The sequence below is a fragment of the Collinsella aerofaciens genome (assembly GCF_015548375.1).
GTDB lineage: Bacteria > Actinomycetota > Coriobacteriia > Coriobacteriales > Coriobacteriaceae > Collinsella > Collinsella aerofaciens_AB.
Genome location: NZ_JADMWW010000033.1, coordinates 1 through 11,886, shown reverse-complemented (window position 1 = coordinate 11,886; position 11,886 = coordinate 1). Strand labels below are relative to the sequence as shown.

Sequence of the window (11,886 nt, the reverse complement as noted above, 5' to 3'; positions counted from 1 at the left end):
GTCAAGACGCCGGCGCCCGACGGGGAGACGGCGAGTTAGCCGGCAGGTCGGCATGTCAATCCTGGTCTAACAGAGCCTTAAAAAATCCCCGTCCTAGAATAATCATTCGCAGCTACCCGGCTTTCATTTTGCCTCAGGGACTAATCGTTGAAGCGGGATTGGCGGCCGAAGGATAGGGCGGTGTCGCCGAATTTGTCTCGGACGGCGTCGATGGCGACGGAGAGGCCGCGGCGGTCGCTGGATTGGGCTCCACGGTCGTCGACTTCGCAGAACAGGTCGGTCTGGATGCCGCCCCGATGGTCAAAGTCGCTCATGCCGATGCCTGCTAAGCGAACGTGCATTCCTTCCTGCCAGATGTTGTCGAGCAGATCGAGTGCAACCGCCACGAAGATGTTCTCATCGTCGGTCGGATGAGGCAGCCGGCGCTGTGCCGTACGCCCGCTGCCATACGAATACTTAAGCTTGAGCGTTACCGTGGCACCCGTCAGCCCCTGACGGCGCAGGCGGCGTCCCACTGACTCTCCCAACAGCGCAATCGCCGCCTCAATATCCCCACGCTCAGTCAAATCTTTAGCAAAGGTGCGTTCATTGCTGACCGACTTGACCTCGCGCTCTTCATCGAGGCTCGTGACTTCAGAGATTTCGAGTCCCAGCGCACGCTGGCGCATGTGCTCGCCGTTGACGCCAAAAATAGAGGCCAAGGTGGATTCCGGTGCACGTGATAGCTCGCCGAGGGTGTAGATGCGCATGCGGCGCAGTCGCTCCTCGGCCGAGCGCCCGATGCCACTCATGGCAGATACCGGCAGCGCGGCCAAAAAGCGCTGCTCGGTTCCGGGGCGCACGATGGTCAGCCCAAACGGCTTATCCCGCTCGCTTGCGATTTTTGCGACCGTCTTGTTGCAGCCAACGCCAATGGAGCAGGTCACTCCCAGCCCTGTCACGCGGTCGCTTATACGCCGCGCAACCAGCAGCGGGTCTTCGGGCGCAAAGCGACCCGGTGTGATATCGATAAAGGCTTCGTCGATGGATACGCGCTCGACGCGCGGGGTCTCGTCGGCGAGAATCGCCATGACCTGCGCGCTCACCTCGCGGTAGCGATCAAAGTGCCCGTGCGTCCAAATGGCTTGCGGGCACAAGCGCCGCGCTTCGGCCGAGGCCATGGCAGAGTGCACGCCAAAGCGACGTGCCTCATACGAACACGTGGACACGACGCCACGCGAATCGGCGTCTCCGCCCACGATGAGCGGCTTGCCGCGCCATTCGGGATGATCGAGCATCTCCACGCTCGCAAAAAACGCATCGAGGTCCATCAGGCCCACCGCCGGACCCGTCCAGGGAGGCGGCGTGACGTCTGTGGCATCCTCATAACCGTATGTATGTTCGCGTCTTTCCATGTCATGAGTATACCGCGCAGCTCATGTGGGGTGCGTGTATGTGCTTGCAAATCCCGAATTCTTGTCTAAGATATGGATTTGCCCTCGACTACACCGAAGAAGTTGGTCTCACGGACTTCACCTGCCCGCGTCGATGGCGTATTATGTTCAACTGTTTGTTTGTAGTTGCAGCCTAAAGCTGCTTGGTTGGAGGAGTTTCCTTTGGCAGTCAAGATTCGCCTTGCTCGTCACGGCGCTAAGAAGCGTCCGTACTACCGTGTCGTCGTCGCCGATTCCCGCGCCCCGCGTGACGGTCGTATCATCGAGGAGGTTGGCCGCTACAACCCGATGACCGCCCCCAAGACCATCAACCTCGATCTCGAGAAGATCGCTGACTGGCAGTCCAAGGGCGCTCAGCTCACTGACGCTGTCGCTGCTCTGGTCAAGGCCGCCAACGAGGGCGAGAAGACCGAGACCGTCGTCAAAAAGTCCAAGAAGCAGCTCGCCAAAGAGGCCGAGGCCGCTAAGGCTGCCGCTGAGGCCGCTGAGGGCGCCGAGGAGTAAATCGTGCCTGAGGTTGACGCTGCACAGCTCGAGGGTGAGGCAATGCTCTCAGATCGCATCGCCGATCTCGTCGAATATCTCGTTGTTCAGATCGTCGACGACCCGGATTCCGTGAGCCTCGAGGTCATCGATGGTGACGACGCTTCCACGATTGAGGTTTCTGTTGCCGAGGATGACGTCGCTAAGGTCATCGGCCGTCGTGGCCGTACCATCAAGGCCATTCGCACGCTCGCCCGTGCACTGGCCGCTCGCCTCGACACTGCGGTCGAGGTAGAGGTTCTGGGCTAGGACCTTGAGGTCCCAGTACAAAAACATCGCCCGTGTGGTCAAGCCGCACGGAAGGAAGGGGGAGGTCCTCGCGCAGCCGCTGCGGGGGCTTCCTTCTGTATTGACGCCGGGTATGCGCGTCGCCTTGACGCCGCCGGCGCTCAAGCGCGACCGTTTTTGCACGGTCGTATCCGTCACCGATACGGGCGATGGCGATCTGGTCTCGTTTGAGGGTATTGACGACTTGACGGCCGCCGAGGGCATCACCGGATGCTACGTGCTGGCAAATCGTGACGACTTTGAGCTCGATTCGCTCGACGCCGCCTATACCGACCTGATAGGTCGCGAGGTGGTCGACGAGCGCTTCGGTTCGCTCGGCACGATTGTCGAGATCATGTCGACGCCCGCCAACGATGTTTGGGTTGTCGAGGGCGATCGGTACGGCGAGGTGCTGATTCCTGTGATTGAGCAGGTTGTGCTCGATCTTCCCGATCAGGGGACAATTTCCGTCCACGTTATGGACGGTTTGATCGATATGGACAAGTAGGGAGGAAAACATGCTGATCGAGACCCTTTCGGTCTTTCCCGAGATGTTTGAGCCCGTCATGTCCACGTCGATCTTGGGCCGCGCCCGCAAGGCCGGCCTTTTTGATTTTAAGGCCTATAACCTGCGTGACTGGACGCATGACCGTCATCGTACCGTCGATGACGAGCCGTACGGCGGCGGGCAGGGCATGCTCATGAAGGTCGAGCCTATCGCAGAGGCCATCGAGGCCATTAGCGCAGAGGGTCCCAAGCCGACGGTGGTGTTCTTTACCCCCTGTGGCGAGCCTTTTACGCAGCATGTGGCTGAGCGCCTGCTCAAAAGTGAGCGCCTGTTGTTTGTGTGCAGTCGCTACGAGGGCGTCGACGAGCGTGCGTATGCGTATGCCGATGAGCGTCTGTCGATCGGCGACTACGTGCTTACGGGCGGCGAGCTTCCCGCTATGGTCGTTGCCGATGCCGTCGTACGCCTGATTCCCGGCGCCCTTGGTGACGAGATGAGCAACGTCGATGAGTCGTTCTCGACTGCCGAGGACGGTGGCCTGCTCGAGTACGCGCAGTACACCCGTCCCGCCGAGTTCAACGGCGAGGGCGTGCCGCCGGTGCTCGTGAGCGGTGACCATGCCAAGGTTGACGCCTGGCGCCGTAAGAATGCCATCGAGCGCACCTGCCGCTGGCGTCCCGACCTGATCGAGACGGCGCGCCTTACGCCACAGGAGCGTGCGTACGCGCAGGAGATTCTGGACGCTTCGTATTCGCAGAGCGAGGAGTGAGAATGGTTCCATCGCAGCATTCCGCGTTGAGGGGCGCTTTAGAGTGGATCGTGGTCATCGCGATCGCGCTCGCGGCCACCTTCCTGATCCGCACCTTTGTGGTCGAGCCCTTTGTGGTGCCCACCGGCTCCATGGAGTCCACGATTGAGATTGGCGACCAGATCCTGGCACAAAAGGTGAGCCTCGAGCTCGGTCAGCCCGTCAAGCAGGGCGATATCGTGGTGTTTCACAACCCCGATGGCACCTCCGAGCACGATGTTCTCGTCAAGCGTGTTATTGCCACGGCCGGCCAGACGGTCGACCTTCAGGACGGCAAGGTGGTCGTTGACGGCCAGGCGCTCGACGAGAGCTATACGACGGGCATGAGCTGGCCGCTTTCGGCCCAGGCTCCCGGCGCTCAGGTAAGCTATCCCTACACCGTTCCCGACGGGTGCGTGTGGGTGATGGGCGACAACCGCGAAAACTCTGCCGACTCACGCTACTTTGGTCCCGTCGATCGCTCTGATTTGATCGCCGTGGCGCTCGTACGCTACTGGCCGCTCAACCGCATCGGCGCTATCGACTAAAAACCGCTATAGTACAGTACCTAACCGTGTAATCGTTTCGACGAGGGGATATTAGAGGCATGAACGCTTCATCGCTTTCCTTCCAAGACATCATCCTGCGCCTCCAGCAGTACTGGGGCGAGCAGGGCTGCGTCATTATGCAGCCCTATGACTCCGAGGTCGGTGCCGGTACCTTCCACACCGCGACCACGCTGCGCTCGCTCGGTCCCGCCGAGTGGCGCACCTGCTATGCGCAGCCCTGCCGCCGTCCCGCCGACGGCCGCTACGGCGAGAATCCCAACCGCATGCAGCACTACTATCAGTTCCAGGTGCTCATCAAGCCGTCGCCGGTCAACGCGCAGGAGCTCTACCTGGGTTCGCTGGCTGCTATCGGTCTGGACCCCAACGACCATGACGTCCGTTTTGTCGAGGACGACTGGGAGAGCCCGACCCTGGGCGCCTGGGGCCTTGGCTGGGAGGTCTGGCTCAACGGCATGGAGGTCACGCAGTTTACGTACTTCCAACAGGTGGGCGGCATCGAGGTCGACCCTGTGCCCGTCGAGATCACCTATGGCCTGGAGCGTATCGCCATGTACGCCCAGGGCGTTAACTCGGTCTACGACCTGGTGTGGAGCTATCTGCCCGATGGCACGCCGATGACCTATGGCGACGTGTTCCTGGAGAACGAGCGTGAGTTTAGCGCCTACAACTTTGAGGTCGCCAACGTCGAGATGATGCGTCAGAAGTTTGACGACTACGAGGCCGAGTGCCACTCCTGCCTTGAGCGCAAGCTGCCGCTGCCCGCTTACGACTGCGTCATGAAGTGCAGCCATGCCTTCAACCTGCTCGATGCCCGCGGCGCCCTTTCCGCGGTCGAGCGTGCCAACTACATCCTGCGCGTCCGCGCCGTCGCCAAGGCGTGCTGCGAGGCCTATATGGCCGAGGTTGCCGGAGTCAATGAGAATGCCGACCAGGAAGGCGAGGTGGCGTAAGCCATGGCAGACGCTAAGGATTTCCTGTTTGAGATCGGTACGGAGGAAATGCCTTCCGCACCGCTGAACAATGCCGTCAAGCAGCTCGGCACCATGATCGCCAAGGGCCTCGACGAGGCCGGTCTGGCCCATGGCGAGGTCCGCGTGATCTCGAGCCCGCGTCGCCTGGCCGCGCTCGTGGTCAACGTCGCCACCGCGACCGATGAGGTCCATGAGGTCAAGCGCGGCCCCGCGGCAAACATTGCCTTTGATGCCGATGGCAACGCCACCAAGGCCGCCCAGGGCTTTGCCCGCAAGTGCGGTGTGGCTGCCGAGGACCTGATCCGTCGCGAGGACACCGACGGCCGCGAGTACGTGTTCGCCGAGAAGAACATTCCCTCCGCACCGGCTACCCCGATCCTGACGGCTCTGTGCGAGAAGACCATCGCCGGCCTGCAGTGGCCCAACTACCGCAGCCAGCGCTGGGGCCACGAGCACGCTACGTTTGTTCGTCCGGTCCGTTGGATCTGTTGCCTTCTGGGCGAGGATATTGTGCCCGTGTCGTTTGCCGACGTGACGAGTGGCAACACCACGCGTGGTCATCGCGTACTTGGCCCTGGTGACCATGTGGTTGCCAGCCCCGCCGTCTACGAGCAGGTGCTCGAGGACGCCGGCGTGCTTTCTGCCGAGCGTCGTCGCGAGGCCATCCTTGCCGGTATCGCCGAGGTCGAGGCTGCCCGTCCCGGCTGCCATGTCGACACGCCCAAGAAGGTCTTCGAGGAGGTCATCAACCTCTGCGAGTGGCCGACGGTGCTCGTCGGTACCTTCGATGAGGAGTTCCTCAAGGTCCCGCACGAAATTATCTGCGAGTCCATGCTCACCAACCAGCGCTACTTCCCGATCTATGACGGCGAAGGCAAGCTCACGCGTGAGTTCGTGGTCGTCTCCAACAGCAAGCCCGAGAACGCCGAGCGCGTGATCGACGGCAACGAGCGCGTTGTGCGTGCCCGTCTGGACGATGCCAAGTTCTTCTACGAGGAGGACCTGAAGATCTCCCTCGACGAGTTCCGCGAGCGTCTGGCCAAGGTCGCCTTCCAGGAGAAGCTCGGTAGCGTGCTCGCCAAGTCCGAGCGCATTGAGCAACTCGCGCTTGCCGTCGCTCGCGAGGCCCATCTGGGCGCCCACCTGGCCGCCGATGCCGCTCGCGCCGCGCACCTGTGCAAGGCCGACTTGGTATCCAACGCCGTCGTCGAGTTCACGAGCCAGCAGGGCGTGATGGGCGGTTATTACGCCACCGCGATGGGGGAGAACGACGAGGTCGCCCACGCCATTCGCGATCATTATCGTCCCCGCTTTGCCGGTGACGAGCTGCCCGAGGGCACCGCTGGCTGCATCGTGGCCTGCGCCGACAAGCTCGATACCATCGCCGGTATCTTTGCCATTGGCGAGCCCCCGACCGGCTCCTCCGACCCCTACGCGCTGCGTCGTGCCGCTATCGGCATCATCAACATCCTGCGCGACCGCCTGCCGATCGACCCCACGTCGCTCATCGACTTCGCCCTCGAGCTCTATAGCGAGCAGGGCATTGTGTTCGACGCCGCCGAGGTCGCCCAGCAGGTTCGTGACTTCTTCCATGGCCGCCTGGTGAGCATGGCCCGCGACGAAAAGATCCCGGCCGATACCGTTGCCGCCGTCTCTGCGGTGCACATCATCGCCCCGTCCGTCTTCTTCGCCCGCTGCGCCGCCCTCGACGAGGCCCGCAAGAACGACGCCGAGACCTTCGACAACCTGGCTACCGCCTATGCTCGCGCTGCGCATATCTCCAAGCCCGAGCTGGGCGTGGAGTACGACCGCAGCTTGATGGGCGAGGTCGAGCTCGCGCTTGCCGATGCCTCCGAGGCTGCTCAGACCGCTGTAGATGCCGCCCTCGCTGCCGAGTATTACCCGGCCGCATTTGCTGCCCTCGCCGCCCTGCGCGCGCCCATCGACCGTTTCTTCGAGGAGGTTATGGTCATGGACAAGGACGAGCAGCTCCGCGATAATCGCCTTAAGCTGCTCAACCGCTTCGAGGCCGTTTTCTCCGGCATCGCCAACATCGGTGAGCTTGCCCGCAAAAAGTAAGCCAGCCTGCGCATAAGCGCAAAAGGAGCCCCGCATGGATTGCCCGGTCACCGCTCGTCCCACCGTTATCGTTATCTCCGACTCTCTCGGCGATACCGCTTGTGAGGTGGTGCTTGCGGCGTCCGGGCAATTTGATGAAGGGGCTTTTCGCGTTTTACGTCTGCCCAAGGTGACTTCCGTGGAGCAGGTCAAGTCATTTGTGGGGCCGCGCGTCGATGCCGACCATCGCGATATTGCCGTGTTTCACACCATTGTCGATCCGGCGCTTCGCGCCCGTGTGCTCGATTACCTGGGCATGCTGCATATTCGTTCAGTCGACCTGATTGGCCCGACGCTCGCCGTGCTATCGTCGCTTATCGGTGTGCCGCCCAAGGGCGTTGCCGGCGTGATTCACAAGACCGATGACCGCTATTTCCATCGTATCGAGGCCATGGAGTATTTCGTTGAGCACGATGACGGGCGCGGTTGCGACGATCTGTCGGGTGCCGATATCGTGCTACTGGGCGTATCGCGCACGTCCAAGACGCCGCTGTCGATGTATTTGGCCTATCAGGGTTATAAGGTTGCCAATGTTCCGTTGGCCCATGGCATGGAGCCGCCGAAGTCGATTTACGAGGTCGACCCGATGCGCCTGTTCGGCCTGATTTCGACCGTCGATGTGATTTCCGAAATTCGCGATAGCCGCTTGGGCGATGACTACGCCCGTGCCGTTGCCGGCTCCTATGCCGAGCCCGAGAGCGTGCGCAGCGAGCTCGAGGAAGCTCGTGCCCTCATGAAGCGCCTAGGCTGCTTTGTGGTGCGTACCGACGGCAAGGCGATCGAGGAGAGCGCCTCCGAGATCATCGCTCACCTCGATGAGATCCAGGAAGCAAGGGCCCGCCGAGCCGCCCGCCGCGCCCAGCAGCAGTAACTACTGAGTAGCTAATTTGGGACGTGTCTCTATAGTATTGTCAAATCTCCTGGGACGAGCCCGCCCTCCTCGAGTCGCTCGGGAGGCTCGGCGTTGCAGAGACGGCGAGGCCGGACGGGGATTACCTCTTCGTGATGGAGGGGAACCCCGGCGCTGGAGGGCGACGGGGAGGCGCCTCGGGTGCAGCTACACAAGGGGGCCTGTCCACGAGGTCCACGTGCGGGAAGTCAATTAATTTACCGTTCAAAAAGGGGGCAATGTGGGAAAGGGCCAAGCCGACTATTGAAATGACGATAAAGACGAGGCATCCTGATGTATGTCGGAATATAGATAGGACAAAACGTATCATCTATATCGCTTCTATGAAACCCGATGCAAGTTCTTCTCAATCTCGAAATAGATTGAAGGCATTGAGAGGAACTTTATACTACAAAAATCGTAGGTCTGCCACCTAGACAGAAGAAGTGATTTTGTATGCGGAATCTTGCATTTTGAAAACCGGTGCCAACTATGAGGTGTGAGTCGGGCTCGGTAAAGCGCGGGGGAAATGAGATAGGCTGCGCGTCATCAGAGAGTGGCGCGCAGCCTATTGACCTGCTTTCGTATGACGGATGCTTTAGAGGATCCAGGGGCCAAGTGGGTTGCCATCTGCGGAGCAGTCTTGAATCGTTAGGATGGGATTTTGAAAGGGCTGTCTCTCCCTCCACGCCTTCAAGTGATAGGTGCAGACGCGGTCGTAGTGGATTTTTTTGTATGCGCGCGATATCTGTTTTACAGCCTCCTCTTTGCTGGAATATTTTCCTGGAGCATGTGCAACAGATGTGCATGCGATACCGTCGATCCAGCCAGATTGGGGTCCGAGGTTAAAGCTCGAGATTATTGTCAAGACGCCATTGAGGCCAGCTTGCAACAAATCGTTCTGTATTCGTTCAAATGCTGATTGATTGTTGGTTCCAAGGCCAATCATTCCAATTGCAGAGAGGTATCCGCTATCAGTGAGTTTATCTCCTGCACCTCGAATAACCTTGCTTGTGATGTTGAGGCCATCTGGGCCGCCATCGCCAACGAAGGGGTATGGTACGTCTTCTGGGATTGGGAGCAAAGGAGGATTCACCGTAATGAGTTCATAGCTGCAAGAGCTTTCGATATTGTTTAGTGCGTTGTAGAGACTTCCGGTTAGAACAGTTAAATCTTCGCTAATACTATTGACCAGTGCGTTTAGTTGGCAGATTTCTGAGGCGATTGGATTGATATCTATCGCCGTGACGTGCATTCCAGATTTTGCCAGTATGAGTGCCTGGATGCCTGGTCCAGAGCAGAGGTCTAAGGCATTCTTTCCGGGGGATGGGCTTAGCCGACGAGCGAGCCCAATTGAATCAGAGCCAAAATATAGTAAAGGCGAGGGTGATGGCGCATCGGCAAAAAGCCAGATGCCATGATATCGGATTAGAGATAAACCGGAAAGGGAGGCATTGCCATTGTGCTTGCTTAGCAGCCCGAGTGAGGCTATGGTTTCAACAGTGCCTTTCAGCAGACTTCTTTTTGCCACTTCTGAATCGAGATCAATCTCTCCACCTAGCATCAGGAAGGAGACGATCTCTTGATGCTCCCTGTCAAGTTGATCCCAGATGCGATGCGCGCATTCAAAAGGATCTATAGATATGTCAAGTGTGTCTAAAAAATCTGTTACTCCAAGAGTGTCCAATCTACGGAGTGGATTACTCGAGAGCGAATTTAAAGAGGGTAGCACTTCAATCATGTATATCAGACCCATTTCCGATAAAGGTAGTCTCGAATTTAGTCTCGACAATCAAGTCGGCTGCCAGTTTAGGAGCTAGCTTTGCAAGACAGGTCTGTGCCTCTTTCGAGAGGGCGATGTCTTCGCAAATCTCGCATTGAGAGAGGTAGCTTGAGCGCCCAAATGAAGAAAGGCCTCCGCTCGTGCGCAAGTGCTTCAGCAGCCCTCCTGGTCCTATGTATTGTATGTAATTAAGTAGGAGCAGCTGCAGTTCATTAATGTCATCCGTCAGATTGATTTTGCCAAGATCGAAAAGCCAAGTTCCCTCTGCATTTATTCCGCAGCAGGGTGCAAGATGGCAGTTTGGGGAAATAACGAAGTCTCGGCCGCAGTCGGAACAGTGTGACGCTAAGAGACGTGCCTGCGGTCGCGCATTTTGGTTGAGACTGAGATTTCGTGCGCGCCCAATTCGCGTGATGCCTGAATCCGTGATGAAGCGGGCTGGCGCGCTGGGAGGCTGGGTATTATCGTCGAACTGATGCAGGAGTGGAATGTCTTCATTAAGGTACTTGCACAGGTATGCCGGGCTGATTGTACTGTTGTTATCTCTGCAGACCGCAATGCCGAGAGTTTGAAAGCCCATTGTTTTTGCTGAGTTCCAAAGGTTGCGCACATTCTCGAGGGGTATATATTCCGCATGAAAGTCGTCGCAGCTGATATTGATTTCGTCAAGGCCACATGACTTCAATTCGTTGAGGAACGTTTCTGCGTCTCTTTCGCTTTTTGCCCACCACGCATTCGTTACAATTCGAGTAAAGAGTCCTAAAGAATTCGCATATGCGATGGCCTCGAGAAGGTCATCGCCAAGAAGGGTGCATTCTCCGCCCGTAAACACAACAACACCACTTCCGACGCATACTTCGGCGAAGCTATCGATGAATTGCCGCATTTGGGGAAGAGTAAGCCTGTCACTGTTGTTCGGAGTGCAGCTCATCAGACAATGATCACACACAGCGCCACATTTATATGTTGTTATAAATGTCAGCATTCGAGGTCTGCGGAACAGCACGTGCTGCGAGCTTTCGGAAATCATGCCGCGAGCAAACGGGCGTCGGTGATTACCAAGGTGCCTTCGTTCTCGGAGTAAGTAACTTCGAATTCGACGGAGCGATAATACCCGCGGGCGACCCCATTGGAAGCCCCTTCGGGGTTGATGGTATTGGAGCTGGAATTCTTGATTGCTGTTTTAAGCATGGCTGCTTGCCTCGCTGCACTCAAGCCCTCTTGATCAAATTTCCTGAAAACAGAAGTTTGTTTGTACGATTCCGATAGTTCAACAACATCAGGTTTGTTCATAAAAATAGCTGATCCATAGCCCATTGTGTTGACGTCGTACTTAAGGTTGGCGTTGTTTTGAGCATTCGCGTTTGCGTTTGCCATTCCGTTTGCGTTCAGAATGATGTTTGCGTTCGTTACTGCGTTTGCATTAAGTACAACGTTTACGAGAGGTATCGTTTGCGGCTCAGCTTCGTTGTCCTCGTCATAATATGCAAGTTGGATACGACGATATACTGCGCGTGCAACGGGGACACGCGCCTCCTTTTCGGTTGACTCCACCAGTTCGTACAGAGAGACTTTTCGATTTCCCGCTTTGATTTGGAGGTCTGTAATTCCATATTTCTGGAATACGGCACGAGGCTGAGCTTCGAAATCGCGTCTTGCGTCGGTAGATTGTTCCGCGTCCGCGACCAGTTTTTCAAGGATGCTAAGCTGGGACTGTATTGAGAGTTCGTTTAGGTGGTTCACATTGTCCATAGCGGTGACCTCCAATGTTGAATAGCTGTCTTGAAAGACTACGTCATGCTAGTGTCGGTATCGATTTGATACTACGAACAAATTAGAACTAAATGGATATAGTTTCCATGCTAATCAAAACAAACTTGCATTCAAGTTTTTATTTATACTTGATTTAAGGCGGAGTGGAATGTGGGTGCGCAAGGAGACGCGGAATCGATGAGAGCCTCAAAAAAAATTACTGCAGTGTTATCATCTTTCATCCTCTCTATTCTTCCATTTCTGAT

12 protein-coding genes are annotated in these 11,886 nt (G+C 57.6%); 8 read left to right on the top strand and 4 right to left on the bottom strand.

Annotation, left to right across the window (positions count from 1 at the left end; genetic code table 11):
• Nucleotides 1-140: 140 nt before the first annotated feature.
• Entirely contained in the window at nucleotides 141-1,394 is a 1,254-nt protein-coding gene (gene dinB / locus I1969_RS10510; protein ID WP_195235079.1) for a DNA polymerase IV, read from the bottom strand.
• Between the two features lie 201 nt (nucleotides 1,395-1,595).
• On the opposite strand from dinB, the gene rpsP reads away from it, so the two are divergent.
• From rpsP to I1969_RS10470, 8 genes are read left to right on the top strand one after another with little or no spacing between them, the layout of a single operon-like run.
• Complete coding sequence (rpsP, locus tag I1969_RS10505) at nucleotides 1,596-1,937, top strand: 30S ribosomal protein S16 (protein WP_022094749.1); 342 nt, start codon at nucleotides 1,596-1,598, stop codon at nucleotides 1,935-1,937.
• A gap of 42 nt (nucleotides 1,938-1,979) precedes the next feature.
• Nucleotides 1,980-2,225 carry a KH domain-containing protein gene (locus I1969_RS10500; protein WP_171021534.1) on the top strand — a complete coding sequence of 82 codons (246 nt, stop codon included), beginning with the start codon at nucleotides 1,980-1,982 and terminating at the stop codon, nucleotides 2,223-2,225.
• Nucleotides 2,226-2,229: 4 nt separating this feature from the next.
• Complete coding sequence (gene rimM, locus I1969_RS10495) at nucleotides 2,230-2,751, top strand: ribosome maturation factor RimM (protein ID WP_195235078.1); 522 nt, start codon at nucleotides 2,230-2,232, stop codon at nucleotides 2,749-2,751.
• Nucleotides 2,752-2,761: 10 nt separating this feature from the next.
• Nucleotides 2,762-3,520 carry a tRNA (guanosine(37)-N1)-methyltransferase TrmD gene (gene trmD / locus I1969_RS10490; protein WP_117654832.1) on the top strand — a complete coding sequence of 253 codons (759 nt, stop codon included), beginning with the start codon at nucleotides 2,762-2,764 and terminating at the stop codon, nucleotides 3,518-3,520.
• A 2-nt stretch (nucleotides 3,521-3,522) separates the two neighbouring features.
• Nucleotides 3,523-4,086 (top strand): signal peptidase I, encoded by a 564-nt coding sequence (gene lepB, locus I1969_RS10485; protein WP_195235077.1) that lies wholly within the window; start codon nucleotides 3,523-3,525, stop codon nucleotides 4,084-4,086.
• A gap of 59 nt (nucleotides 4,087-4,145) precedes the next feature.
• A complete protein-coding gene (locus I1969_RS10480) occupies nucleotides 4,146-5,057 on the top strand; it encodes a glycine--tRNA ligase subunit alpha (protein ID WP_006236091.1) in 912 nt (303 codons plus the stop codon).
• A gap of 3 nt (nucleotides 5,058-5,060) precedes the next feature.
• Nucleotides 5,061-7,157, top strand: coding sequence for a glycine--tRNA ligase subunit beta (gene glyS / locus I1969_RS10475; RefSeq protein WP_195235076.1), 2,097 nt, complete (start codon nucleotides 5,061-5,063; stop codon nucleotides 7,155-7,157).
• A gap of 34 nt (nucleotides 7,158-7,191) precedes the next feature.
• Nucleotides 7,192-8,067, top strand: a complete 876-nt coding sequence (locus I1969_RS10470; RefSeq protein ID WP_195235075.1) for a pyruvate, water dikinase regulatory protein — start codon at nucleotides 7,192-7,194, stop codon at nucleotides 8,065-8,067.
• A 616-nt stretch (nucleotides 8,068-8,683) separates the two neighbouring features.
• Here the strand turns inward: I1969_RS10470 and I1969_RS10465 are convergent.
• Genes I1969_RS10465 through I1969_RS10455 form a run of 3 tightly spaced genes read right to left on the bottom strand, consistent with a single transcriptional unit; the run spans nucleotide 8,684 to nucleotide 11,620 of the window.
• Nucleotides 8,684-9,826, bottom strand: coding sequence for a methyltransferase (locus tag I1969_RS10465; RefSeq protein WP_195235074.1), 1,143 nt, complete (start codon nucleotides 9,824-9,826; stop codon nucleotides 8,684-8,686).
• Nucleotides 9,819-10,853: a radical SAM protein gene (locus tag I1969_RS10460; RefSeq protein ID WP_324248662.1), complete on the bottom strand. Its 1,035-nt coding sequence runs from the start codon at nucleotides 10,851-10,853 to the stop codon at nucleotides 9,819-9,821. The genes I1969_RS10465 and I1969_RS10460 overlap by 8 nt, the downstream gene beginning before the upstream one ends.
• A 41-nt stretch (nucleotides 10,854-10,894) precedes the next feature.
• Nucleotides 10,895-11,620, bottom strand: coding sequence for a DUF5969 family protein (locus I1969_RS10455; protein ID WP_195235072.1), 726 nt, complete (start codon nucleotides 11,618-11,620; stop codon nucleotides 10,895-10,897).
• Nucleotides 11,621-11,886: the final 266 nt, after the last annotated feature.